Raw genomic sequence first — 24,278 nt, 5'->3', positions numbered from 1 at the left:
GTCCCGCCGAACATGTGACCGACCGTCGGACACGCCGACGCGCGTACCACGGGCCCCGGCCAGCACAGCCCGTCCTACCAGCACCTCAGCGCCCCGCACCGGCCGACACGGCACATCTCGATAGGTTCTTGTCCCACCCTGCCGTTAGGGTGACTAACCAACGGGGTGATCGCCTCGGCGTGTCGCGGCCCACCGCGGCCCACCAGGTGTCGGTTTCCCCTGTCCGGCCCGGTCACGGCCGGCGGTGCCGTGCGGCACCACAGACCTTGCACCCACGCACGGAAAAGACAGAGCTGATGTCCGAAACCCTCACCGCCACCACCGACCACGGCGCCGACGAGGCCACCTCCAGGGACTCGATCCACGGGCGCCACCGCGGCGGCACCGCTGCCGACGACAACCCCGAGGCCGACCCGCACGGCAAGCACCGCCTGAACGCGGGCGCCCGCTGACCTCCGGGCCGGCCCGCCGGCCGGCTCGGACCCCAGCCCCACCCGAGGGCCCGGCACGTCACCCGCGTGCCGGGCCCTCGGGCGTGCTCCCACCGGCTACCGGGCGGTAACCGGCGCGGCGCCGCCATCGAGTAGGGTCCCGGGGACCAGGGCCCCACCGGCGCCGGACGCCCGACCAGCGGCAGCCGGCCGGGGCCAGTACGAGGGAGCAGCAGCCATGACCGAGACCCGGGAGCAGTCCGTCCCCGCACCCGAGGTGCTCGCGGCCTTCACCGCGGCGGACGGCTTCATGCCCGTGGACGAGGGGCTGGCGCTCTACGCCGCCGCCGTCGAGGCCGCGGCGCGCACCGGGCTGCCGGTGCTGGAGATCGGCACCTACTGCGGCCGCTCGGCGATCCTGCTGGCCGACGCCGCCCGGCGCACCGGCACCGTGGCGCTGACCGTGGACCACCACCGCGGCTCCGAGGAGCAGCAGCCCGGCTGGGAGTACCACGACGCGACCCTGGTCGACCCCGAGGTCGGCCTGATGGACACGCTGCCGCGGTTCCGCCGCACCCTGCACGCGGCCGGTCTGGAGCAGCACGTGATCGCGCTGGTCGGGCGCTCGCCGCAGGTCGCGGCCGTCTGGGGCGGCAAGCTCGCGCTGGTCTTCATCGACGGCGGCCACACCGACGAGCACGCGAGCGGCGACTACCAGGGCTGGGTCCCGCACCTGGCGGCGGACGGCCTGCTGGTGGTGCACGACGTCTTCCCCGACCCGGCCGCCGGCGGCCAGGCTCCCTACCGGGTCTACCTGCGGGCGCTGGCCGAAGGCTTCGAGGAGGTCTCGGTCACCGGTTCGCTGCGGGTGCTGCGCCGCCCGGCGGCCTGATCGCGAGCCGACCGCGGCCTGACCGCGGGTGCCGCCCGCCGCACGCCCCCGCCCCCGCTCGGCGGGCCCGCTCCGCCACGCCGTTTTTCGGCCGGCAGCGCCCCGCCGGAGGCGGCCGGCCGGTACCGTGACGACCGACACCCGGGCCCGCGCACGGCCGCACGCACCGGGCGTCGCCGCACCGCGCACCGCCGAGCCGCCGACGGCGCGGGCACACTGACCACGACCGAGCACCGAGCAGCCACAGGGCGAGACCTGAGGGCGGGGGCCACACCATGACGGACCAGGGCGACATGACACCGGCGGTCTGGGATCCGACCGCGCGCGGTGGCGAAGGCGGCTGGGTGCGGCGCCCGGCGCCGGGGACGCAGCCCACCGGCCCGGGCGCGCCGGTGCCAGCGGCCGGTCCCGGCCCGGTCCCCGGCGCGCCCGGGCCCGGCGACCAGGGACCGCCCCCGGTGGCCCGGCCGTACCTGGCTCCGGGCGCCCCGGCCGGCTCACCACCGCCCCCCGCCGCCGCACCCGCCGCGCCGCCGTGGCAGGGCGCCCGGCCGCCGGCCGCCGGAGGCTTCCCCGACCACGCCACCGCCCAGGGCGCCGGCCGCCCCACCGCTCCCCCGCCGATGCCGCCGTTGCCACCGGGCCCGCCGGGCGGCGGCGACTTCGACGCGACCCAGGCGATCCCGCGCACACCCGCGCAGGCCGGCCCGCCCTTCGCCCAGCAGCCCTTCGCCCAGGCCGGCTACCCTCCGCCGCCTGCGCAGGCCTCGGGCGGCATCAACCTGCCCGGCCGCTACGAGGAGTTGGAGCCCGCCGGACCCGACCGGGACGGGCGCCGGCGCCGCGGCCCGCTGGTGGTCGGCGCCGGCCTGGTGCTCCTGCTCGCGATCGGCGGCGGCACCGTGCTGGCGCTGGAGAACTCCGGCTCCAGCAGCCCCACGGCGAAGGCCGCCCCGCCCGCCACCAGCACCCCGTCGGGCTCGCCGAGCCCGGGCGGCGCGCCCACCGGCACCCCGTCAGGCGCACCCGGTGCCGGCTCCTCGGCGAGCGCCGGCGCCTCCGCGGGGGCGAGTTCCTCGGTGTCGGCGAACGCGCAGGCCGAGGCCCAGGCGCTGGACGCGCTGCTGACCCAGGGCGAGTCGGCCAGGGCCCCGATCAGCAGCGCGGTGGCGCTGGTCGGGAGCTGCCCGGCCAAGTCCGACATCGACAGCGCCGCGCAGACCCTGGACACCGGCGCCCAGCAGCGCGACCAGCTCGTCGCCTCGCTGGACAAGCTGAACATGGCCGACGTCCCCGGCGGCGCGGACGCGGTCGCCAGCCTGAAGACGGCCTGGCAGGACTCCGGCGACATCGACCGCGCCTACGCGGCCTGGGCCCGCACGATCAGTGCCCAGGGCTGCGGCGGCAGCGGCACCGCCCCGAACACGCCCGACAAGCAGCGCGCCGACCAGCTGAACCCCCAGGCCACGCAGGCCAAGAAGGACTTCGTGACGAAATGGAGCGCGCTGGCCGGCAGCTACGGCCTGACCGCCCCCACCTGGGACAGGATCTGACGACCAGTGAAGCGCACCACACGCACCAACCGTGCCGACCGCACCGACCGCACCGCCGTGACCCGCCTGCTGGCCGCGCCGCTCGGCCTGCTCACCCTGCTCGCGCTCGCCGGGTGCGGCACCTCCGCCCGGGCCGGCGCCGACGCGGTCGGCGCGCTGGCAGCGCCCAGCACGGCCGGCACCGGCAGCGCGACCACCCCGTCCGCGAGCCCCAGCCCTGCTCCCGGCACCAGCCCGATCAGCGGCCCGGCCAGCACCCCCGGCGCCGGTGCGAGCCCGAGCCCGGCCGGCCCCTCCGGCAGCCCGGCCGCCGGCAAGCCGCTGGCCGGCCGCACCATCGTGCTGGACCCCGGCCACAACCCCGGCAACGTGGACCACACCACCGAGATCAACCGCCAGGTGGACGTGGGCAACGCCCACAAGGAGTGCGACACCACCGGCACCGAGACCGACGCCGGCTACACCGAGGCCGAGTACACCCTCGACGTGGTGCACCGGCTGCGCGACCTGCTGCAGGGCCTGGGTGCCACCGTGCTGCTCACCCAGGACGGCGACCGCCCCTTCGGCCCCTGCGTGGACGAGCGCGCGGCGATCGGCAACACCGCGCACGCGGACGCCGCGATCTCCGTGCACGGCGACGGCGGCCCGGCCTCCGGCAGCGGCTTCCACGTGATCATGCCCGCCAAGGTGGTGGCCGGAAAGGCCGACAACAGCGCCATCGTCGGCCCCTCGCACCAGCTCGGCCTGGCGATCCGCGACACCTTCCACGCCGCTACCGGCGAGCCGTACGCGGACTACGTCGCCGACCAGGGCCTGGACACCCGCAGCGACCTCGGCGGCCTCAACCTGTCGACCGTCCCCAAGGTCTTCATCGAGTGCGGCAACATGCGCAACGCCGGCGACGCCGGGAAGATGACGGATCCCCAGTGGCGCCAGCGCGCGGCCCAGGGCCTGGCCGACGGTTTCACCCGGTTCCTGAGGCCCGCGGGCTGACCCCGACCGGGCGACGCCCGCAAGCCCAGTCCCGCGGGTCCGGGCCCGGTTGACTAGAATCACTCCCCGTCACGCCGTCACGCCACACCAGCGAGGGGACCGATCAGTGAATCTGCGCGCTCTCACCAGGGGAGATGCCGCCGTCGCAGGTGCGGCCGTGCTCCTGCTCATTTCGTCGTTCCTCCCGTACATCTCCGTCGACTGCTCGCCGTCGCTGAAGCAGTTCGGCGGCTGCTCGACGGTGTACTCCACCAGCGTCTGGACCAGCGACCTCTTCCCGATCCTGCCCTCGGTCTACCTGCTGGGCATCGCGGCCGCCGCGCTGGTGCTGCTGCAGCGCTTCCAGGGCGAGGCCGCCAAGACCCGGCAGATCCTGGGCCTGCGCCTGGACCAGTGGGGCGTCTCGTTCTCGGTCGTCGCGCTCTGGACGGCGCTGTGGGCGCTGGGCAGCGGCTCGGACCACTCGTGGGGCGCCTACCTCGGCGTCGTCGCCGTGCTCGTGCTGGCCGGTGCTGCCGTGGCCGGGCCGCTGGTGCCCGCGCTGCAGGCCCCGCTGCTGACCGACAAGCCCGCGGTTCCGCAGGGCTACCAGCCGCCGGCGGGCGGCTACCCGGGCGCTGCCCAGGGCTACCAGCAGCCCGGCGGCTACGGCTTCCCGGCGCCGGGCGCGGGCCAGCAGGTGCCCGGCCAGAGCTTCGGCGGCCAGCAGTTCGGCGGCCAGCCGCAGCAGCCGGGCGGCTACGGCTTCCCCGCGCCGGACGCGGGCCAGCCGATGGCGGGCCAGCCCGGCCAGGAGTTCGGCTACGGCCAGCCCGCCGCCGGCCTCGGCGCCCAGCCGGTGCCCGCGGCCGCCGCCCAGGCACAGCCGCAGGACGCCGCCTTCGCCCAGGCCGCCGCCCAGGCCCCCGCCGCCGCGCAGCCCGTTCCGGCCGCCGCCGAGCCCGCCCCGGCCGCCCAGCAGGCCCCGGCCGCGCAGCAGGTCCCGGCCCCGGCTCCCGCGGCCGACTTCGCGCCGTTCTGGTTCGCCGTGCCCGAGCCGCGCCAGCTGGCCCCCAAGGACGGTCCGGCCGGTGCGCCGGTCGGCGAACTGCTGCCCGGCACCTGGTACCTGGCGGTGGACCAGCGCGGCACCGCGCTCGTCGCCCAGCTGCAGGACGGCACCCAGGGCGTGCTGGCCGACGTCTCGGGCATCCAGCGCGGCTGAACCCGCCCCGCACGAACGAAGGGCCGACGGGAGTCTCCCGTCGGCCCTTCGCGTTGCGCTCACGCCGCGCGGCTCAGCAGCAGCCCTGGACCGCGAGCCCGTGCGGCAGCCGCTCGGCTCCGAAGACGGCCACCGTCGCCGGGTCGCCGCGCAGCGCCGCGACGGCGAGCAGCAGTGCGCCGGCCGTCCAGGTGGTGCGTTCCTCGGGCCAGATGGCGTCGTCCTCGAAGACGTAGCCGGTCCAGTAGGAGCCGTCCTGGTGGCGCAGGTGCTGGATCCAGCGCAGGATCTCGACCGCGCGCTCGGCGTCGCCCACCGACCAGAGCGCGAGCGCGAGTTCGGCGCTCTCACCGCCGGTCACCCAGGGCCGGTCGCTGACGCAGCGCACGCCGAGCCCGGGCACCACGAAGCGGTCCCAGTCGGCCTCGATGCGCCGCAGCGCGGCCGGTCCGCGCAGGGCGCTGCCCAGCACCGGGTAGTACCAGTCCATCGAGTAGCGGCCCTTGTCCAGGAACCGCTCGGGGTGCGCGGCCACCGCGTGCTGGAGCCGGCCGGTGGCCAACTCCCAGTCCGGCTGGGGCTCCTGGCGGTAGTCGGCGATGGCGAGCCCGCAGCGCAGCGCGTGCAGGATGCTGGCCGAGCCGGTGAGCAGCGCCTCGTCGGCGGGGGTGCCGTCCTCGGCCAGCCGCCAGGCGATCGGCCCGCCGGGCAGCTGGGCGCCGACGGTGAAGTCCAGCGCGCGGCGGACCACCGGCCACATCCGGTCCAGGAAGGCCTCGTCACCGCAGGTCAGGTGGTGGTGCCAGACGCCGACCGCCACGTAGGCGCAGAAGTTGGTCTCCACCGCGCGGTTGCTGACGCCGTCCGCGCCGTGCTCGAAGTAGCCCGCGTACCAGGAGCCGTCCGGGTTCTGACAGTCCGCCAGCCAACGGTAGGCGCGCTCGGCCGCGGCGTGCTCGCCGGCCGCGTCCAGCGCCATCGCGGCCTCGGTGTGGTCCCAGGGGTCGAGGTGGCCGCCGGTGAACCACGGGATGGCGCCGTCGGGCCGCTGCTCGGCCAGGATGCTGCGTACCGTGGCAGCCGCCTGCGGCCCGTCCAGCACGCCGGGCAGCAGCAGCGGCCCGGGGGTGGCCACCCCCTCGTGGGCCGTCACGCGCCGGCCCGGTTGGGCTTGCTGGCGTAGGCGACGAAGCTCTTGCCGATCACCGGGTTGAGCGCGGCCTCGGCGGCCTTGGTGAGCTTGCTGATCACCGGGGTGCCGACGATGTCCCAGACCAGCAGCTGGTGGTAGGCCTTGACCGGCAGCGCCTTGTCGTTGTCGACGCCGACCGCGCACTTGATCCACCAGTACGGCGCGTGCAGCGCGTGGGCGTGGTGGGTGCCGTAGGGGGTGAGACCGGCCTCGCGGATCCGGTCGAGCAGCTCGTCGCCGCGGTAGATCCGGATGTGGCCGCCCTCGACCTCGTGGTACTCGTCGGAGAGCGCCCAGCAGATCTTCTCGGGCAGCCAGCGCGGCACGGTCACCGCGAGCAGCCCGCCGGGCTTGAGCACCCGGAACATCTCGTTGAGCACGCCCTTGTCGTCGGGGATGTGCTCCATCACCTCGGAGATGATGATCTTGTCGAAGGACTCGTCCTCGAACGGCAGCGCCAGTGCGTTGCCCTCCATCGCCACCGCGCTCGCCCCGGCGGGGGCCTCGCCGGCCGCGTCCATCGCGTCGAACCAGCGCTTGACCTCGGCGATCTCCTCGGCGTTCTGGTCCAGTGCGACCACGTTGGCGCCGCGGCGGTAGCACTCGAACGCGTGCCGGCCGCCGCCGCAGCCCAGGTCGAGCACCCGATCACCGGGGGCGAGTGGGAAGCGGGAGAAATCGACGGTCAGCACGGTGTGGAGCTCCCATTCGGTACACGGAGGGTCGGGTAACGCACGTTCAGGCCACGCTCTTCACCGCGGGCCGAGGACCGTCAGGCGACGTAGCGCCAGCCCGCGCCCGAGCGGGCCCGCTGCCCGACGCCGGTGGCGATGGCCGCGCGGTAGCGATCGGCGGTGAGTTCGGCGGCGCGCTCCCAGGTGAAGTGGGCCAGCACCCGCTCCCGGCCTGCCGCGCCGAGCCGGGCGCGCAGGGCGGGATCGTCCAGCAGCCGGCCCAGCGCGCCCGCCAGCGCGCCCGCGTCGCCCGGCGGCACGGCCAGGCAGCTCTCCTCGTCCGGGCCCGCCACCTCGGGGATCGCCCCGCCGGTGGTGGCCACCAGCGGCGTGCCGGTGGCCATCGCCTCGGCGGCCGGCAGCGAGAAGCCCTCGTAGAGCGAGGGCACGCAGGCCACCTCGGCCGAGCGGTAGAGGTCGACCATCTCCTCGTCGCTCAGGCCGGTGCGGAACTCGATGTGCTCCTCCAGGCCGAACCGGCGCACCGCGTCGGCCACCGGGCCCTCGCCCTGCTTCTTGCAGACCACCACCAGGTGCGCGTCCCGCTCGGTGCGGACCTTGGCGAGCGCCTCCACCAGGTGGACCAGGCCCTTGAGCGGCACGTCCGCGCTGGAGGTGGTGACGATCCGGCCCGGCACCACCGCGACCTCGTCCGAGGGCGACCAGCGCCCGGTGTCCGCGCCGATCGGCACCACCGAGACGGCCCGGGGGGCGGCGCCCAGCTGCTCGACGATCCCGGCCTTGGAGCTGCCGGAGACGGTGATGATGTGGTCGAGGCGGGCGGCGACCCGGCGCTGCATCCGGGTGAAGGCGTACCAGCGGCGCAGCGAGAGCCGGCGCAGCCGGGTGGCGGCCGCCGTCAGCTCCAGGCGGCGGTCCTCGGTGACCGGGTGGTGGATCGTGGTGACCAGCGGGAAGCCGTGCCGGGCCAGGCCCAGCAGGCCGTAGCCGAGGGTCTGGTTGTCGTGCACCACGTCGTAGCGGCCGCGGTGGGCGGCCAGGTACTGGCGGGCCCGCAGCGAGAAGGTGAGCGGCTCGGGGAACCCGCCGGTCCACATCGTGGCGACCTCCAGCAGGTCCACCGGGCCGCGCAGTTCGGCCGCCGCGGGGGTGCGGAACGGGTCGTCGGCGCGGTAGAGGTCCAGGCTGGGCAGTTCGACCAGGCGCACCGAGCCGGGCCCCTCGACCTCGTCGAGCACCGGGAAGGGCTGGGCGCCGATCACGTCGACGTGGTGACCGAGCCGGGCGAGCTCCCGGGACAGGTGGCGGACGTAGACGCCCTGGCCACCGCAGAACGGGTCACCGCGGTAGGAGAGCAGCGCGATCCGCAGCGGCCGCTGGTCGGCCGTGGAGGGTGGCTGCCCCGTCATGGATCGGCCCCTTGAACATGTGAACAGTGCGAGACCTCGAAGATACCGGCCCGTAGCTTCGGCATCCCGGGCGGGGAAGGTGATTCACGCCACGCTCCCCCGCGCTCCGCCCGCACGGCGGTTCCACGGCCGCGACCCGGCGGCTCCTTTGCATACGGACGGTCCGGTGGCGGCCGGAAGTGCCCAGCAGCGGTCCGCTTGGAAAAGCCCGTTAGAGTTGCCGGTGGCCGCAACCGGCGCTGACCCGAGCCGTCGGCGGGGACCGCGGACCACCCGCCGTCCAGCGAAAGGCCCCCGCCGCACCATGCTCACGCCCGCCCGTACCGGCGCCGCCCTGCTCACCGCCGCCCTGCTGACCGGTCTGGTCGCCGGGCCCGCGCTGGCCGACACCGGCTCCTCGCCCAGCCCCGCCACCCCGGCCTCGCCCTCGCCGGTGGCCCCGCCGGCCGCGCTGTACGGCAAGGGCGACCCGACCTACGACGGTGTCTGGCGCCAGGCGATGGCACTGATGGCGCTGAACAGCGCGAAGGTGACGCCCGGCGCCGCGGCCGTGGACTGGCTGACCGGCCAGCAGTGCGCCGACGGCGGCTGGCCCTCGTTCCGCGCCGACGCCAAGGCCGCGTGCACCGCCGCCACCGAGGACAGCAACGCCACCGCGCTGGCCATGCAGGCGCTGGTCGCGCTCGGCGGCCACCAGGCCGCGGTGGACAAGGGCGTGCAGTGGCTGAAGACCAATCAGAACAGCGACGGCAGCTGGTCCTACAACCCCGGCAGCCCGGGTGACGCCGACTCCACCGGCCTCGCCGTCAGCGCGCTGCGCGCCGCCGGCGTCGACCCGACCCAGGTGGCCAAGGACGGCAGGACCGGCCTGACGGCGCTCGGCGCCCTGCAGTTGGGCTGCGCCGCACCCGCCGAGCAGCGCGGCGCCCTCGCCTACCAGGCCGCCGCCGCGGGGCAGCCGGCGAGCGCCAACGCGCTGGCCACCGCCCAGGCCACCCTCGCCATCGCGGGCGGCTCGCTGCCGGTGGCCGCCGGCAGCCCGACCGGCCCGGCCCCCAAGGCGCCCGAGTGCGCGACGGGCACGGACGCCGCCGCCGGAGGCGCCGCCTCCGCGGAGAGTGCCGCGGCCTACCTCGCCACGACGCTGGCCGCGGGCGGCCAGCACCTGACGCTCAGCACGCCGGGTGCCGCCGCGCCGAGCCCCGACTACAGCGGCACCACCTGGGCGGTGCTGAGCCTGGTCCGGTCCGGCCACCCGCAGCAGGCCGCCGGAGCGGTGGACTGGCTGGCCGCCAACGGCGGCAGCTGGACCAAGGGCCCGGCGGGCCCGGACGCCGGTGCCACCGCGGCGCTGATCCTGGCCGCCCAGGCCGCCGGCCGCGACCCGCACAGCTTCGGCGGCACCGACCTGGTCAAGCAGCTCACCGACAGCGGGCCCGCGGTGCAGACCGCCGCCAAGGAGAGCAAGAAGAAGAGCGGCTTCTCGCCCTGGCTGCTGGGCTGTGGCGTGCTGATCGGTATCGGCGGCGGCCTGGCGATCAGCCTGAGCCGCAAGCGCGGCCAGTGATCCCGGCCCGGCCGAGCGGGGCGGGGCAGCGCGCCGCCCTGCTGGCCCTGGCGCTGGTGGCCGCCCTCGCCACGCTGACCGTGCTGGCCGGGCGGGCCGAGGCGGCCGGCTACCGGTACTGGTCGTTCTGGCGCGGCGCCGACGGCGGCTGGAGCTACCAGCAGCAGGGCCCGGCCACCTATGTCCCCGCCGACGGCTCGGTCGACGGCTGGCGCTTCGCGCTGAGCCCCGACGGCGGCCAGGACGCCGCCCGCCCCACCGGCGGGGCGGCGGACTTCGCCGTGCTCTGCGCCGACACCCCGGCCAAGCCGGGCCTCAAGCGGGTCGGCGTGGTGCTGGACTTCGGCACCCGGACCGACGCGCCGTCAGGCTCGGTGCCGCCCGCGGCCCGCACCGGCTGCGCCCAGGTGCGGCAGCAGGCCAGCTCGGCCGAGGTGCTCGCCGCGCTCGCCCCGCCGCTGCGCTACGACACCAACGGCATGCTCTGCGCCATCGCCGGCTACCCGGCGGCCGGCTGCGGCGAGGCCGTCTCCGGCAGCAGCGGCAGCACCACCAGCGGCGCGACCAAGGCCCCGAGCAGCGGCCCGAACCTCGGCCTGGCCGCCGGCGGCGCGCTGGTCGTGCTGCTCGGCGCGGGTGCCGTCTGGCAGGTCCGGCGCCGGCGCCGGACCTGATCCCGATGGCCCTGACCGCCCTGCGCCGCGCCCCGCGCCCGCTGCACCCCGCCGCCTGGTGGCTGTGGGCGCTCGGCCTGGCCACGGCCGCCTCCCGGACCACCAACCCGCTGCTGCTGCTCCTGATCGTCGCCGTCGCCGGCTATGTGGTCGCGGTGCGCCGCACCGAGGCGCCGTGGGCCCGCTCCTACGGCACCTTCCTGCGGCTGGGGTTGGCGGTGCTGGTGCTGCGACTGGGCTTCACCGTGCTGCTCGGCTCGCCGGTCCCCGGCACCCACGTGCTGCTGACGCTGCCGCAACTGCCGCTGCCCGGCTGGGCGCAGGGCGTGCGGGTCGGCGGCCGGGTGACCCTGGAGGGGCTGCTCGCCACGCTCTACGACGGGCTGCGGCTGGCCACCCTGCTGATCTGCGTCGGCGCCGCGAACGCGCTCGCCTCGCCCGCCCGGCTGCTGCGGCTGCTGCCCGGCGCGCTCTACGAGGTGGGCGTGGCCGTGGTGGTGGCGATGTCCTTCGCGCCGAACCTGGTCGCCGACGTCCAGCGGCTGCGGGCCGCCCGCCGGCTGCGCGGCCGTCCGGACCGCGGTCTGCGCTCCGTGCTCAGCGTCGGTCTGCCGGTGCTGGAGAGCGCGCTGGAGCGCTCGGTGGCGCTGGCCGCCGCGATGGACAGCCGCGGCTTCGGCCGCACCGCGCCGGTGCCGCGCGCGGTGGCCCGGGCCACCGCCGCGCTCACCCTGCTGGGCCTGCTCGGTCTCTGCGCGGCGGCCTACGGGCTGCTCGCCGACGGCGGCGCCGGCTGGGCGCTGCCGGTGCTGCCGGCCGGGGTGGCCGCGAGCGCGGGCGGCCTGGCGCTGGGCGGGCGGCGCACCGTGCGGACCCGCTACCGCCCCGACCGGTGGGGGCTGCCGGAGTGGCTGGTCGCCGGCTCCGGGGTGCTGGTCGCGGCGGTCATGATCTGGCTGGTCACCCGCACCCCGGCGCCCTTCGCGCCCACGGTGGTGCCGCCCACGGTGCCCGAACTCCCGCTGGTCGCGGCCCTCGCCGTGCTGCTCGGCCTGCTCCCCGCCGTCGCCGCCCCCGCCCCGCGCCCGCTGACCCTGCGCCGCCCCGCCGGCGCCGACTTCCGGAAGGCCGACCGCCCGTGATCACCTTCGACCAGGTCTCGGTGCACTACCCGGACGCCGCCGCGCCCGCCCTGACCGGTCTCGACCTGACCGTGCCCGAGGGTGAACTCTGCCTGCTGGTCGGCCCGTCGGGGGCCGGCAAGTCCACCCTGCTCGGCACCGTCAACGGACTGGTCCCGCACTTCACCGGCGGCGTGCTGCACGGTCGGGTGACCGTGGCGGGCCGCGACACCCGCGACCACCGGCCGCGTGAACTCGCCGACCTGGTCGGCACCGTGGGCCAGGACCCGGGCGCGCACTTCGTCACCGACACGGTCGAGGACGAACTCGCCTACGGCATGGAGTCGCTGGGCCTGGCCCCGGCGGTGATGCGGCGCCGGGTGGAGGAGACGCTCGACCTGCTGGGCCTGGCCGAGCTGCGCGACCGCCCGCTCGCCACCCTCTCCGGCGGCCAGCGCCAGCGGGTGGCGATCGGCTCGGTGCTGACGGTGCACCCCAAGGTGCTGGTGCTGGACGAGCCGACCTCCGCGCTCGACCCCGGGGCCGCCGAGGAGGTGCTGGCGGTGGTGCAGCGGCTGGTGCACGACCTCGGGACCACGGTGCTGATGGCCGAGCACCGCCTGGAGCGGGTGGTCCAGTACGCCGACCAGGTGCTGCTGCTGCCGGGCGACGGGGGCCCGGCGGTGCTCGGCGAGCCGGCCGAGGTCCTCGCCCACTCCCCCGTCCACCCGCCGGTGGTGGGCCTGGGCCGGCTGGCCGGCTGGTCGCCGCTGCCGCTCTCGGTGCGCGACGCCCGTCGCCGGGCCGCCCCGCTGCGCGCCCGGCTGGCCGGCGCCGACCCGGCAGCCGGGCGTCCCCGCGGTGACGCGGCCGGCGCCCCGGTCGCCGAGACCGCCCGGCTGACCGTGCAGCGCGGCCCGGTGCCCGCCCTGCGCGAGGTCTCGCTGACCCTGCGCCGCACCGAGATCACCGCGCTCATGGGCCGCAACGGCGCGGGCAAGTCCACCCTGCTCGGCGCGCTCGCCGGACTGCACGCCCCGACCGGCGGCAGCGTGCGGATCGGCCCGCTCACCCCGCACCGGGCCCGCCCCAAGGAGCTGGTCCGCCAGATCGGCCTGGTTCCGCAGGACCCGCGCGACCTGCTCTGCACCGCGACCGTGGCCGCCGAGTGCGCCGCCGCCGACCAGGACGCCGACGCAGCGCCCGGCAGTTGCCGCGCGCTGCTGGAGCGCCTGCTGCCGGGCCTGGCCGACGACACCCACCCGCGCGACCTCTCCGAGGGCCAGCGGCTGACCCTGGCGCTGGCCGTGGTGCTGACCGCCCGCCCCGCGCTGCTGCTGCTCGACGAGCCCACCCGCGGCCTGGACTACGCGGCCAAGGCCCGCCTGGTGACGATCCTCGGCGCGCTCGCCGCCGAGGGCCATGGGATCCTGCTGGCCACCCATGACGTGGAGCTGGCGGCCGAACTCGCCCACCGCACCCTGGTGCTGGCCGAGGGCGAGCTGGTCGCCGACGGCCCGGCGGCCGAGGTGGTGCTGGCCTCCCCGGTCTACGCGCCGCAGGTCGCCAAAGTGCTGGCCCCCGAGCCGTGGCTGACGGTCCGCCAGGTGGCCGCCGCCCTGCGCGAGGCGCCCGGGGCGCCGGAGCGGGCGGCCGACCGGTGAACCTGGCCCGCCCCGTCCCGCTCGGTCCGCGCTCGATCGCGATGCTCGCGCTCACCTCCCTGGTGGGTCTGGCCGCCTTCGGCTGGCCGCTGCTGGCCGCGCCGTCCTCCACCCTGGTGGGCCACGCCGCGGATGCGCCCTGGCTGTTCGCGCTCCTGCTGCCGCTGCTGCTGGCCGTGCTGGTCGCCCAGCTCTCCGAGCACGGGCTGGACCCCAAGACCGTGGCCCTGCTCGGCGTCCTCGCCGCCGTCGGCGCCGCGCTGCGTCCGCTGGGCGCGGGCACGGCGGGCCTGGAGCCGATGTTCTTCCTGATGGTGCTGGCCGGGCGGGTGCTCGGCCCGGGCAGCGGCTTCGTGCTGGGCGCGGTCACCATGCTGGCCTCCGCCCTGCTCACCGGCGGGGTCGGCCCCTGGCTGCCGTTCCAGATGCTCAGCATGGGCTGGGTCTGCCTGGGCGCGGGGCTGCTCCCCGGCCCGGCCACCCTGCGCGGGCGCGGCGAGCTGGTGCTGCTGGCCGGCTACGGCGCCGTGGCGGCCGTGCTCTACGGCACCGTGATGAACCTGCAGGGCTGGCCCTACATCGGCGGCCTGGGCAGCTCGATCGCCTTCGTCCCCGGCGCCCCGCTGACCACCAACCTCCCCAAGTTCGCGGTCTACTGCCTGACCACCTCGATGGGCTGGGACCTGCCGCGCGCCGCACTGACCGCCACCCTGTGCCTGACCGTCGGCACCCCGGTGCTGCGCGCCCTGCGCCGCGCCACCCGGCGGGCCGCCTTCGACGCCCCGGTGCGCTTCGAGCCGCCTGCTCCGTCCCCGGTGGCAGCCCGGGATACCGCGCAGGGATGACGAAGATCCGGCCCGGCCGCCCTAGGAGGCTCGTGAAGATCTTGGGTTCTGGCCTCGCCGCGCGAGCGGCGGGGCCAGACTGTTTCTTGTGGCGATGGGTGAGTGGTCCGGGGAGACGGTCGGGCCGGATGTCTGGGAGACGTGCCGGGGGTTGATCCCGGTGGGCAGCGTGTTCGCGTTCCTGGCCGAGCACCGTGGTGAGTTGTTCCCGGCGGTGATGTTCGCGGACATGTACCCGTCGGCGAACGGGCGGCCGAGCATGCCGCCGCAGATCCTGGCCGCGGCGATCGCGCTGCAGGCCCTGCACGGCCTGTCGGACTTCGAGACGGTCCAGGAACTGCGGTGCGACCTGCGGTGGAAGGCCGCGTGCGGACTGGGCCTGAACGACACCGCGTTCGACCCGTCGCTGCTGGCCTACTTCCGCCGCCGGCTGGCCCGCTCTCCCCGGCCCAACCGGATCTTCGAGGCCGTGCGTGAGGTCGTGCGGGCCACCGGCGTCCTCAAGGGCAAGCACCGGCGGGCGCTGGACTCCACCGTGCTGGACGACGCGGTCGCCACCCAGGACACCGTCACCCAGATCATCGCCTCCGTCCGGGCGGTGATCCGCGAAGTCCCCGGCGCGGATGCGGTCGCGGCCGTGCACTGCACCGCCCACGACTACACCGACCCGGGCAAACCCCGCATCGCGTGGAACGACGAGCAGGCCCGAGCCGACCTCGTCGACGCCCTGGTCGGCGACGCGCTGCGGCTGCTCGGGCACCTGCCCGAGCAACAACTCGGCGAGAAGGCCGCGAACGCGGTCGGCCTGCTGGCCCTGGTCGCGGGACAGGACGTCGAGCCCGCCGAGGACTCCGACGGACGCGACGGACGCTGGCGCATCACCCGGGGCACCGCCCACGACCGGATGGTCTCCACCGTCGACCCCGAGGCCCGGCACGTGCACAAGACCCGCACCCACCGGCAGGACGGCTTCAAGGCCCACCTCGCCATCGAGCCCGAGACAGGGTTATACACCGCGGTCGCCCTGCGGCCCGGCGCTGGAGCAGAACACCACGAGGCCGCCGTCGGACTCGACCTGCTCGCCGACGAGGACGCCCCGGTGGACGCCTTCGCAGACACCGCCTACTCCACCGGCGACGCCCGCCAGGCCCTGGAACAGCAAGGGCACCGACTGTTCCTCAAACCCGCCCCACTGCGGGCAGCCGTCCCCGGCGGCTTCACCCTCGACGACTTCACCATCGACACCACCGCCGCCACCGTGACCTGCCCCGCCGGACACACCGTCCCGCTCTCCGATCCCGGCGGCCGCCACCAGCAGCGCAAGGCCACCTTCGCCGGCCTGTGCACCGGGTGCCCCCTGCGCGAGCGGTGCACCAAGGCCAGGGCCGGACGCACCCTGACCATCCGCCCGCACCACGACCTCCTCACCGCCGCCCGCCGCCAGGCCGCCACCGACCCCGACTGGCAAGCCGACTACCGCCGCTGGCGACCACCCGTCGAACGCGCAGTCGCCTGGATCGTCCACCGGGGCAACCGCAGACTCCGCTACCGCGGCACCATCAAGAACGACACCTGGCTCCACACCCGAGCCGCCGCCCTCAACCTCCGCCGCCTGATCAACCTCGGACTCACCCACACCGGCAGCACCTGGCAACTCACCCCGGCAACCAACGCATAACCAGAGGGGCAGCCCGGCCTACGGCCGGACAGCCCCTCAACAAGATCTTCACGAGCCTCCTAGGCCGTGTCTCACAATTCCCGCCAGGCGCGCGACGCCGGGCATCCCGCCTGGACGCACCGGCGAATCATCCAAGTACGACCCAGTACGAGGACGCTTCGCCGGCACGCCCAGCCGGGCGCCACCCAGCCGCCAGGCTGGGTGGTGGGGGTACCTCCCGGCCGAAGGCTGGGGGAGCCGCGCGCTGATCCGACGCGAATTGTGAGACACGGCCTAGGCTGCCGCAATGCACAGCGGCATGGCACGGGGGTGGGAGCTGCTCCGCCGGCACCCCGGGACGGTGGACACCGCCCTCGCGTTCGTCATGGGCGGCCTCACCCTGGCGTTCGCCCTGCAGACCCGGCACCAGCTGCACGTCCAGGACCACTACCCGCTGTTCGGCACCTCGGCGATCCTGCTGACCCTGGCGGTCAACCTCCCGCTGGCGCTGCGCCGCCGCCGGCCGTGGACGACCCTGCTGGTCTCCGGCGCGGCCCTGGCCGTCTACACGGCCGCAGGGAACGAGTCCTCGGAGAACCTCTGGGCCCCGCTGTTCGCCTTCTACACGGTGATCAGCCGCCCCGAGCGCCGGGCCACCAAGGCGGCGGTCGCGCTGACCGCCGGGCTGTGGTGCTGGAACGCGCTGGAGGTCGGGGTCTCGGTGCTGTTCGCCGTCGGCCAGACGGCGGTGGGCGTCGGCATCGTCTGGTACTTCGCCGAGGGGATGCGCAACCTGGGCCTGCGCAACGCCCAACTCGCCCGGCTGACCGCCCAGCTGAACGCGGAGCAGGCCGCCCGCGCGCAGCACGCGGTCACCGAGGAGCGGGTGCGGATCGCCCGCGAGCTGCACGACGTGCTGGCGCACCACCTCTCGGTGGTCGCCCTGCAGGCCGGGCTGGCCCGCTACGTCTTCACCGCCGATCCCCCCACCGCCAGCGGCGCCCTGGACACCATCGCCGAGACGGCCCGGCTGGCCCTGGACGAGATGCGCGGCCTGCTCGCGCTGCTGCGCGTCGCCCCCGACGGCGGATCCCCCGGCGACGAACCCGGTGCCTACCTGCCCGCTCCCGGGCTGGCCCAGCTGCCCGAGCTGGTGGAACGGCTGCGCGTCGCGGGCCTGGGGGTCGAACTGACCGTCACCGGCCGGCGGCGCGAGCTGCCCCCGGGCCTGGACCTGGCCGCCTTCCGGGTGCTCCAGGAGTCGCTCACCAACACCCTCAAGCACGCGGGCCCCACCGCCCGCGCCGAGATCGAGCTGCACTTCGACACCCACACGCTGACCGCCCGGGCCGCCGACGACGGCGGCACCGGCGGCCCGGGCGCGGTACCGGTCGCCACGGTGTCCGGCGGCCACGGCCTGATCGGCATGCGCGAACGGGTCCAGCTCTACGGCGGCCGGCTGACCGCCGGGCCCCGGCCGGCGGGCGGCTACGAGGTGCTCTTCACGCTCCCCCTCGCACCGCCCGCCTGACCGGTCCGCCCTCAGGCCTGCTTGGGGCCCGCCGACTGCACGACCTCGAAGGACCACAGCGTGGACCCGGAGGCCGCCGGGCGCTGCGCCCCCTCACTGCCGGCCGGCCGGTGCGCGGCCTGCATCGGCCCGGTCATCCACGCCTGGAACGCCTCCTCGGTGGCCCAGCGGGTGTAGACGAGGTACTGGTCGGTCCCCTCCATCGGCCGCAGCAGCTCGAACCACTCGAAGCCGTCCTGCCCCTCGACGGCCCCGGCCCGCGAGGCGAACCGCTGCTCCAGCACCTCCCGCTGCTCGGCGGGAACGGTCAGCACATTGATCTTCACGACAGACATGTCCCCATCGTCGCACCCCCGCGGCCCGCTCAGAACGACCGCCCCTCGCTGTGCGGGACGTGCTCGCCCGTCGTGCGGTCGGCGCGGTCCGGGCGGTCGCGCTGGTCGCCGCAGAGTGAGTTGCTCAGCCGGGTGAGCAGATCGGCCAGGTCGGCGAACTGCTTCTCGTCCCAGTCGCCGAGCAGTTCGGAGAGCTGGGTGCGGCGGGCCGCCACCAGTTTGAGCGCGGCCTGCTCGCCCGCCTCGGTCAGCCGCAGCGGCAGCCCGTTGCGCAGGGCCAGGCCCCGGCCCTCGACCTCGCGGGCCGCCGCCTCCACCACGCCGGGCGGCAGGATCCGCCGCTCGGCCAGTTCGGCCGGCTCCACCGAGCCCTGATGGTGCATCTGGAGCACCAGCCAGCTGGCGGCCGGCTGCAGGTCCAGGCCAGCCCGCTCGGTGATCCGCCGGTACAGGTCGCGGCGGGCCTCACGGGTGTTCAGCACGGTCAGCGCGCGGGCGATCTCGTCCACCGAGGAGCGCTCCACCGGGTTCATCCCGATCGACTCGCCGAGGTCGGGCGCGGTGACCGAGGCGCGCAGCGGCTCCTCCCGGATGAAGAGCGAGAAGAGGAAGGCGACGAACGCCACCGGCGCGGCGTAGAGGAAGACCTCGGCGATGGAGCTGGCGTAGGCGTGCAGCACGCTGTGCGCGACGGCTGCCGGCAGGGACTTGATCACGTGCGGGTCGGCGGTGATCGAGCTCAGCGCGAAGCCGGGCGGCAGGTGCACCCCGCGCAGCGCATCGGTGAGCTTGTGGGTCAGCTGGGTGGTGAAGATGGTGCCGAAGATCGAGACGCCGAAGGAGGCGCCGATCGAGCGGAAGAAGGTCGCGGCGGCGGTGGCCGCGCCCAGGTCCTGGTAGCCGACGGAGTTCTGCACGATCAGCACCAGCACCTGGAGCACCAGGCCGAGACCCAGGCCGAAGACCAGGAAGTACAGGCTCATCACGGTGGTCGAGGAGGATTCGGTGAGCCGCGAGAGCAGGATCAGACCCACCGTCACCACCGCCGTGCCGGCGATCGGGAAGATCCGGTAGTGCCCGGTCCGGGCGACGTACTGCCCCGAGCCGATCGAGGTGACCAGCATGCCGAGCACCATCGGCAGCATGTGCACGCCCGACATGGTGGGCGAGACGCCCTGCACCACCTGCAGGAAGGTCGGCAGGTAGGTGAGCGCGCCGAACATCGCGAAGCCGACCACGAAGGAGATCACCGCGACCAGGCTGAAGGTGCGCGAGGCGAAGAGCCGGGGCGGCAGCACGGCCTCCGTCGCGGCGCGCTCCACCTGGACGAAGGCGGCCAGCAGCACCAGCCCGAGCACGCCCAGGCCGATGATCTGCCAGGAGCCCCACGGGTAGCTCACCCCGCCGAGCGAGGTCATCAGCACCAGGCAGGTGGCGACCGCCGCGATCAGCACGATGCCCAGGTAGTCGATCCGGTGCTGCCGCTTGACCTCCACGCTGTGCAGCACCGCCGCGATCACCGCCAGCGCGACCACGCCGATCGGCAGGTTGATGTAGAAGACCCAGCGCCAGGAGAGCTGGTCGACGAAGAAGCCGCCGAGCAGCGGGCCGAGCACGCTGGTGGCTCCGAAGACCGCGCCGAACAGGCCCTGGTACTTGCCCCGGTCACGGGGCGGCACCAGGTCGCCGACGATCGCCTGGGTCAGCACGATCAGACCGCCGCCGCCCAGGCCCTGCAGGGCGCGGAAGGCGATCAGCTCGCCCATGTTCTGGGCCACGCCGCAGAGCGCCGAGCCGATCAGGAAGATCACGATGGAGGCCTGGAAGAACCGCTTCCGGCCGTACATGTCGCCGAGCTTGCCCCAGAGCGGGGTGGCGGCGGTGGAGGCCAGCAGATAAGCGGTGACCACCCAGGAGAGGTGCTCCAGGCCGCCCAGGTCACTGACGATGGTGGGCAGCGCGGTGGAGACGATGGTCTGGTCGAGGGCGGCGAGCAGCAGAGCCAGCAGCAGCGCACTGATCGGGACCCAGAGGTTGTGGACGGGCGCGTCCTGGGAGATCAGCGGTTCGGGCTCGGTCTCCGGTGCCGCCATGGCGGTCCTCCTCGGTCCTAATTGCCGCTTATATGATGATCCGTCCGACTTCTCGCCTTCATGGTGTCAGATTTGCCCTGTTCTGCGGCGAACGATTGCGCCATTCGTAAGCCGGGCGCCCCTGTTGGGCACGATGCGGGTCCTGCATAATCGGGCGCAATCCACGCAGTCGACGCTCCAGGAGGACCGGGCCATGCCGGGATTCGCCCCTTACGGCCCCGGCCCGGAGCCCGACGGCCCGTATCCGGACGTCACCCAGCACCCGGACGTCACCGAGACCGCGGTGCTGCCGCACCTGGAGGGCCCGCCGCTGGTGCGCCCGTACGTCCCGCCGGTCGCGGTGACCGACGAGGTCGCACCGCCGCACGTCACCGCCGTCCTGCCGCCCGTGCCGGACGCCGCCCCGGCGCCGCCCAGCGCCCCGGCGCGCGAGCTCGGGCTCTTCCCGCTGGCCGGCGACCTCGCACCGGCCGGCGGCGGGCGGGCGGCGAACCGCCGGGCCCGGGGCCGCGGCAGTAGACGCGGCGGCGTGATCGCCGCCGCGGGCGCCGGGGTGGTCGCGCTCGGCGTGGGTCTGGCCTTCGCCCTCTCGCCCGGTCCGCAGAGCAACCACGAGGCGCTGCCGGTGCTGCCCACCGGCGCACCCGACCCGGCCCCGTCGCCCAGCCAGACCCCGCAGTCCGCCCCGACCACGGCCGCCGCCAGCACCGCCCCCACCAGCAGCGCGCCCGCAACGTCGGCCCGGCCGACTTCCGCCGCGCCGCGGCCGGTGACCAGGACGGTCGCCCCCGCGACCACCCAGGCCCCCGCGCCCCCGCCCGCCACCCCGGCCACCACCGCGGCCCCGGCGCCCGCGCCCTCCAGCGCACCCCCGAGCACCCAGGCCCCGGTCACCACCGCACCGCCGACCAGCGCGGCACCGAGCGGTCCCTCCCCGAGCGCCTCGTTCCAGACGCTGCACCAGGGCGACTCGGGCCCCGCGGTCACCACGCTCCAGCAGCAGCTGCGCGCGGCGGGGTGCGGCAATCGCTTCACCCCGGGCACGTACGACAACCGGACGGTGCAGGCGGTGCAGTACTTCCAGGACCAGAACAACGTCGGCGACTACCGCGACTACGGCGTCTACGACCAGCAGACCCGCGACGCGCTGGCCGCCGGGGACACCTGCTACTAACCCGTCACCGCTCCCACGATGCTCACGCCGGCCAGGATCAGCATCGCCGCCGCGGCCACCCGGATGATCACCTTCATCGGCACGTGCTTGAGCAGCTTCTGACCGCCCAGGATGGCCAGGCCGCCCACCGCGCACAGGGCCAGCCAGGCGCCCAGGCCCACCGAGAGCGGGTCGGCGTACTTCGCGGCCAGGTTGGCGGTCATGATCTGGGTCAGGTCGCCGAACTCGGCCACCGCCACCACCAGGAAGCTGGCCCCGGCCACCTTCCAGAAGCCGGTGGAGGACGGCTCCTTCGCCTCGTGCCCCTCGTCCTCGTCCTTGTGCAGCAGCAGCATCACGGCGCCGGCCAGGAAGAGCAGCCCGCTGACCCCCTCCACCCAGCGGTGCGGCAGCAGCGCCAGCAGGCTGCCGGCCGCGAGCGCCAGGCCGACCTGGACCGCCATCGCCGCCGCGACACCCGCGAAGACGTAGGCCGCCCTGTAGCGGGTGCCGAGCATCAGCGCGGCCAGCGCCGTCTTGTCCGGCAGCTCGGCCAGGAAGATGATGCCGAAGGTCACGGCGAATACGGTCAGTTCCATCGGGGGTGATGTCCCTACGGTCGGGCTGCCCGACCGCACGGCCCCAATAAAAAAGAGACCTCGGCCCGGCAGCACTGGTCACGATCACAGCACTGCGGCCGAAGGTCTCGCCAACACCCCTGACGAGGTGTCCCGGGCGCCGGGCCGCTCCGCGAAGAGCCGGCCAGTATGTCGACGGTCCGGTGGAGGGCTACTCCCCTTCAACGCCTCTACTGTACCGGACGCCGCAGCCGCCACCGGCTGGCCCGCGGCCCGGGGCGACCGGCCCCGCGCACCTGCACCGGGCGCCGGACCAGTCCGCGGCCCACCAGCTCCAGCACCACCACGATCGCCACCGCCTCCACCGCGAGCAGCGCGACCAGCACGAAGAGCTGCACCGCGCCCGCGGCCACCGGCGAGGAGCCGCCCAGCAGCATGCCGACGAAGGCGCCGGGCAGCGTGACCAGGCCCACCGTGCGGGTCTGGTCCAGCGCCGGCACCAGCGAGGTGGCGGCCGCTGTGCGGCAGATCTCCAGCCGGGCCTCGCGGTCCGGCAGGCCCAGGGCGAGGGCCGCCTCCACCTCGCCGTGCCGCTGGTTCAGCTCGTCCAGCGCCCGGCGCCCGGCCAGCGAGGTGGCGCTCAGCGCGCCGCCGATCAGGATCCCGGCCACCGGCACGACGGACAGTCCCTGCAGCGGCAGCAGACGGCCGGCCAGCAGCAGGACCAGCACCGGCAGCACCCCGGCGCCGATCGGTGCCGCCGCCCAGGCCCAGCTCCAGCCGGGCTCGTCGGTGATCCGCCGCCCGGCGGTGCGCACCGCCACGGAGAACATCAGCAGCACGAAGACCGCGGTCCACCAGAGCGAGTGCACCACGAAGGTGATCACCAGCGAGACCGCCGCGAGCTGCACCACCGCCCGCACTCCGGCCCGCAGCACCGCGTGGCCGTGCCCGAGCATCCCGCGCCCGGCCACCGCGACGGCCGCCACCAGCAGCACCACCATGGCCACCCCGAGCAGCGGGGTGACCGGCAGCAACTGCCCCGAGCCGCTGGACGCCGCCAGCGTCGGCGTCACCTCAGATCCAGCTGGTGAACCACATGTGGTCCTGCCACACGCTCATCGGAATCACCTGCGCAGTGTAGAGCGGCAGGAAGTAGAGAAAACACCCCATGACGGCCAGCACGATGCCGCCCGCCGCGACCGAGCCCACCGCCCGCCGGGCCGGGGTGACTCCCGCGGGGCCCACCATGGCGCCCAGCATCTGGGCCACCGCCAGACAGAGGAACGGGACCAGCACCACCATGTAGAAGGAGAAGATGGTGCGCTGCTGGAACTCGAACCACGGCAGGTAGGTGGCGGCCACCCCGCAGAGCACCGCGCCCGAGCGCCAGTCCCGCCGGAAGAACCAGCGGTAGAGCAGGTAGGCGAGCGCGAAGCAGGCCGTCCACCACAGCAGCGGGGTGCCGAGCGCCAGGATCTGCGTGGTGCAGCCGCCCGAGGAGGTGCAGCCCTGCTGGCCGGTCGGCACCGGCTGCCAGTACATGCTCACCGGACGGCCCTGGACCAGCCAGCTCCACGGGTTGGACTGGTAGGTGTGCGGGGTGGTCAGCGTGGTGTTGAAGCGCCACATCTCGGACTGGTAGTGCCACCAGCTGCGCAGCGCCGCGGGCAGCAGGCCCGAGCGGCCGTCCGCCCAGTGCCGGTCGTAGCCGCCGGAGGTGGCGAACCAGCCGGACCAGGAGGCCAGGTAGGTCAGCGCACCGACGACCACCATCGAGCCGAAGGCGGGCGCCGCGTCCCGGCGCAGCATGCTGCGCAGCGGGGAGCGGGCACCGGCGGCCCGGCGGCCCGCCTGGTCCCAGAGCACGGTGAGCAGGCCGAACGCGGCCAGGATCTGGGCGCCGTTCCACTTCACCGAGCAGGCCGCACCCAGCAGCAGTCCGGCGGCCAGTCGCCACGGCCGCAGGCCCAGGCCGACCCGGTCGGCGTCCACGCCGGGCTCGGCCAGCCTGGCGCGCACCCGGTCGCGGTCGATCAGCAGGCAGCCGAAGGCCGCCAGCACGAAGAACATCAGCACGCCGTCGAGCAGCCCGGTGCGGCTCATCACGAACTGCAGGCCGTCCACCGACATCAGCAGCGCGGCCGTGCAGCCGATCAGGGTGGAGCCGAAGAGCCGGCGGCCGATCCTGGCCAGCATCAGCACCGACAGGGTGCCGAGCAGCGCGACCATCACCCGCCAGCCGAAGGGGTTCAGCCCGAAGGCGGCCTCGCCCAGCGCCATCACCCACTTGCCGAGCGGCGGGTGGGCGATGAAGGCGGGGGCCGAGGTGAGCGGGATCACCTGGGGGTGGGCGAGGATCTGGTCGTTGGCGTTGGCCGGCCAGACGCCCTCGTAGCCCTGCTGGAGCAGCGACCAGGCGTCCTTGGGGTAGTACGTCTCGTCGAAGACGAAGGCGTTCGGCGAGCCGAGGTTCCAGAACCGCAGCACCCCGGCGAAGAGCGCCACCGCGAGCGGCCCCAGCCAGCCGGCGTACCGGCCCAGCCAGGGCGCGCGGCGGCGCAGCTCCAGCAGCACGGACGGGCGGGCCGGCGGCGCCTGCGCCGCCGGCCGCTCGGTGACTGCCGTATCTGCCATGACCCCACCGTGCCCGACTAGCCGATCAGTGCCGCCGGCCCTGGCCGACGGCGC

Annotated in this window: 21 protein-coding genes; 13 read left to right on the top strand and 8 right to left on the bottom strand. The window is 75.1% G+C overall.

All coding sequences use genetic code 11. The features are described 5' to 3' along the window. Positions 1–296 precede the first annotated feature (296 nt). From OG500_RS26910 to OG500_RS26890, 5 genes are all read left to right on the top strand, one after another. Positions 297–452, top strand: coding sequence for a hypothetical protein (locus tag OG500_RS26910; protein WP_329583941.1), 156 nt, complete (start codon positions 297–299; stop codon positions 450–452). 217 nt (positions 453–669) lie between these two features. Then, positions 670–1,323, top strand: a complete 654-nt coding sequence (locus OG500_RS26905) for a class I SAM-dependent methyltransferase (protein WP_329583939.1) — start codon at positions 670–672, stop codon at positions 1,321–1,323. A 275-nt stretch (positions 1,324–1,598) separates the two neighbouring features. Further along, a complete protein-coding gene (locus OG500_RS26900; protein WP_327069440.1) occupies positions 1,599–2,876 on the top strand; it encodes a hypothetical protein in 1,278 nt (425 codons plus the stop codon). A gap of 6 nt (positions 2,877–2,882) precedes the next feature. Then, complete coding sequence (locus OG500_RS26895; RefSeq protein WP_329583937.1) at positions 2,883–3,869, top strand: N-acetylmuramoyl-L-alanine amidase; 987 nt, start codon at positions 2,883–2,885, stop codon at positions 3,867–3,869. Between the two features lie 157 nt (positions 3,870–4,026). Beyond that, positions 4,027–5,073, top strand: a complete 1,047-nt coding sequence (locus OG500_RS26890; RefSeq protein ID WP_327069438.1) for a hypothetical protein — start codon at positions 4,027–4,029, stop codon at positions 5,071–5,073. A 73-nt stretch (positions 5,074–5,146) separates the two neighbouring features. On the opposite strand, the gene OG500_RS26885 is transcribed toward OG500_RS26890, so the two are convergent. The 3 genes from OG500_RS26885 to OG500_RS26875 form a co-directional block, all read right to left on the bottom strand. Then, a complete protein-coding gene (locus OG500_RS26885; RefSeq protein ID WP_442907066.1) occupies positions 5,147–6,226 on the bottom strand; it encodes a prenyltransferase in 1,080 nt (359 codons plus the stop codon). Beyond that, positions 6,223–6,957: a class I SAM-dependent methyltransferase gene (locus OG500_RS26880; protein WP_327069437.1), complete on the bottom strand. Its 735-nt coding sequence runs from the start codon at positions 6,955–6,957 to the stop codon at positions 6,223–6,225. Before OG500_RS26880 ends, OG500_RS26885 begins: the two co-directional genes overlap by 4 nt. 80 nt (positions 6,958–7,037) lie before the next feature. After that, positions 7,038–8,369 (bottom strand): glycosyltransferase family 4 protein, encoded by a 1,332-nt coding sequence (locus tag OG500_RS26875; RefSeq protein WP_327069436.1) that lies wholly within the window; start codon positions 8,367–8,369, stop codon positions 7,038–7,040. 304 nt (positions 8,370–8,673) lie between these two features. On the opposite strand from OG500_RS26875, the gene OG500_RS26870 reads away from it, so the two are divergent. From OG500_RS26870 to OG500_RS26840, 7 genes are all read left to right on the top strand, one after another. Next, a complete protein-coding gene (locus OG500_RS26870) occupies positions 8,674–9,936 on the top strand; it encodes a prenyltransferase/squalene oxidase repeat-containing protein (RefSeq protein WP_329583935.1) in 1,263 nt (420 codons plus the stop codon). Further along, the gene (locus OG500_RS26865; protein ID WP_329583934.1) at positions 9,933–10,610 is read left to right on the top strand and encodes an SCO2322 family protein; all 678 of its coding nucleotides are present in this window, start codon (positions 9,933–9,935) and stop codon (positions 10,608–10,610) included. The genes OG500_RS26870 and OG500_RS26865 overlap by 4 nt, the downstream gene beginning before the upstream one ends. Before the next feature lie 5 nt (positions 10,611–10,615). Then, on the top strand, positions 10,616–11,752 hold the full coding sequence (locus OG500_RS26860) for a CbiQ family ECF transporter T component (RefSeq protein WP_327069433.1): 1,137 nt from the start codon (positions 10,616–10,618) through the stop codon (positions 11,750–11,752). Beyond that, on the top strand, positions 11,749–13,395 hold the full coding sequence (locus tag OG500_RS26855) for an ABC transporter ATP-binding protein (RefSeq protein WP_329583932.1): 1,647 nt from the start codon (positions 11,749–11,751) through the stop codon (positions 13,393–13,395). The genes OG500_RS26860 and OG500_RS26855 overlap by 4 nt, the downstream gene beginning before the upstream one ends. A gap of 41 nt (positions 13,396–13,436) precedes the next feature. Then, complete coding sequence (locus OG500_RS26850; protein ID WP_329587764.1) at positions 13,437–14,240, top strand: ECF transporter S component; 804 nt, start codon at positions 13,437–13,439, stop codon at positions 14,238–14,240. A gap of 94 nt (positions 14,241–14,334) precedes the next feature. Next, the gene (locus OG500_RS26845) at positions 14,335–15,918 is read left to right on the top strand and encodes an IS1182 family transposase (RefSeq protein ID WP_327071662.1); all 1,584 of its coding nucleotides are present in this window, start codon (positions 14,335–14,337) and stop codon (positions 15,916–15,918) included. Between the two features lie 286 nt (positions 15,919–16,204). Beyond that, positions 16,205–17,428 carry a sensor histidine kinase gene (locus OG500_RS26840; RefSeq protein ID WP_329583930.1) on the top strand — a complete coding sequence of 408 codons (1,224 nt, stop codon included), beginning with the start codon at positions 16,205–16,207 and terminating at the stop codon, positions 17,426–17,428. A gap of 11 nt (positions 17,429–17,439) precedes the next feature. On the opposite strand, the gene OG500_RS26835 is transcribed toward OG500_RS26840, so the two are convergent. Further along, entirely contained in the window at positions 17,440–17,763 is a 324-nt protein-coding gene (locus OG500_RS26835) for an antibiotic biosynthesis monooxygenase family protein (RefSeq protein ID WP_327069430.1), read from the bottom strand. Between the two features lie 29 nt (positions 17,764–17,792). Further along, positions 17,793–19,856 (bottom strand): MFS transporter, encoded by a 2,064-nt coding sequence (locus tag OG500_RS26830; protein WP_327069429.1) that lies wholly within the window; start codon positions 19,854–19,856, stop codon positions 17,793–17,795. Between the two features lie 193 nt (positions 19,857–20,049). On the opposite strand from OG500_RS26830, the gene OG500_RS26825 reads away from it, so the two are divergent. Then, the gene (locus OG500_RS26825) at positions 20,050–21,030 is read left to right on the top strand and encodes a peptidoglycan-binding domain-containing protein (RefSeq protein WP_329583927.1); all 981 of its coding nucleotides are present in this window, start codon (positions 20,050–20,052) and stop codon (positions 21,028–21,030) included. Here the strand turns inward: OG500_RS26825 and OG500_RS26820 are convergent. From OG500_RS26820 to OG500_RS26810, 3 genes are all read right to left on the bottom strand, one after another. Then, positions 21,027–21,608, bottom strand: coding sequence for a TMEM165/GDT1 family protein (locus tag OG500_RS26820; RefSeq protein ID WP_327069427.1), 582 nt, complete (start codon positions 21,606–21,608; stop codon positions 21,027–21,029). The genes OG500_RS26825 and OG500_RS26820 overlap by 4 nt on opposite strands. A gap of 209 nt (positions 21,609–21,817) precedes the next feature. Further along, positions 21,818–22,591 (bottom strand): ABC transporter permease, encoded by a 774-nt coding sequence (locus OG500_RS26815; protein WP_329587761.1) that lies wholly within the window; start codon positions 22,589–22,591, stop codon positions 21,818–21,820. A gap of 73 nt (positions 22,592–22,664) precedes the next feature. Next, positions 22,665–24,224: a dolichyl-phosphate-mannose--protein mannosyltransferase gene (locus OG500_RS26810; RefSeq protein WP_327069426.1), complete on the bottom strand. Its 1,560-nt coding sequence runs from the start codon at positions 24,222–24,224 to the stop codon at positions 22,665–22,667. Positions 24,225–24,278: the final 54 nt, after the last annotated feature.

The organism is Kitasatospora sp. NBC_01250 (assembly GCF_036226465.1).
Lineage (GTDB): Bacteria > Actinomycetota > Actinomycetes > Streptomycetales > Streptomycetaceae > Kitasatospora.
Note: the sequence above shows the minus strand (reverse complement) of the source record. Positions and strands in the feature narration are given on the sequence as shown.

Excerpts from the sequence above, each read along its gene's own strand:
- OG500_RS26910 (WP_329583941.1), top strand. The coding sequence starts at position 297 with ATGTCCGAAACCCTCACCGCCACCACCGACCACGGCGCCGACGAGGCC.
- OG500_RS26905 (WP_329583939.1), top strand. The coding sequence starts at position 670 with ATGACCGAGACCCGGGAGCAGTCCGTCCCCGCACCCGAGGTGCTCGCG.
- OG500_RS26900 (WP_327069440.1), top strand. The coding sequence starts at position 1,599 with ATGACGGACCAGGGCGACATGACACCGGCGGTCTGGGATCCGACCGCG.
- OG500_RS26875 (WP_327069436.1), bottom strand. The coding sequence starts at position 8,369 with ATGACGGGGCAGCCACCCTCCACGGCCGACCAGCGGCCGCTGCGGATC.
- OG500_RS26870 (WP_329583935.1), top strand. The coding sequence starts at position 8,674 with ATGCTCACGCCCGCCCGTACCGGCGCCGCCCTGCTCACCGCCGCCCTG.
- OG500_RS26860 (WP_327069433.1), top strand. The coding sequence starts at position 10,616 with ATGGCCCTGACCGCCCTGCGCCGCGCCCCGCGCCCGCTGCACCCCGCC.
- OG500_RS26850 (WP_329587764.1), top strand. The coding sequence starts at position 13,437 with ATGCTCGCGCTCACCTCCCTGGTGGGTCTGGCCGCCTTCGGCTGGCCG.
- OG500_RS26845 (WP_327071662.1), top strand. The coding sequence starts at position 14,335 with ATGGGTGAGTGGTCCGGGGAGACGGTCGGGCCGGATGTCTGGGAGACG.
- OG500_RS26840 (WP_329583930.1), top strand. The coding sequence starts at position 16,205 with ATGCACAGCGGCATGGCACGGGGGTGGGAGCTGCTCCGCCGGCACCCC.
- OG500_RS26835 (WP_327069430.1), bottom strand. The coding sequence starts at position 17,763 with ATGTCTGTCGTGAAGATCAATGTGCTGACCGTTCCCGCCGAGCAGCGG.
- OG500_RS26830 (WP_327069429.1), bottom strand. The coding sequence starts at position 19,856 with ATGGCGGCACCGGAGACCGAGCCCGAACCGCTGATCTCCCAGGACGCG.
- OG500_RS26825 (WP_329583927.1), top strand. The coding sequence starts at position 20,050 with ATGCCGGGATTCGCCCCTTACGGCCCCGGCCCGGAGCCCGACGGCCCG.
- OG500_RS26820 (WP_327069427.1), bottom strand. The coding sequence starts at position 21,608 with ATGGAACTGACCGTATTCGCCGTGACCTTCGGCATCATCTTCCTGGCC.
- OG500_RS26815 (WP_329587761.1), bottom strand. The coding sequence starts at position 22,591 with ATGGTGGTGCTGCTGGTGGCGGCCGTCGCGGTGGCCGGGCGCGGGATG.
- OG500_RS26810 (WP_327069426.1), bottom strand. The coding sequence starts at position 24,224 with ATGGCAGATACGGCAGTCACCGAGCGGCCGGCGGCGCAGGCGCCGCCG.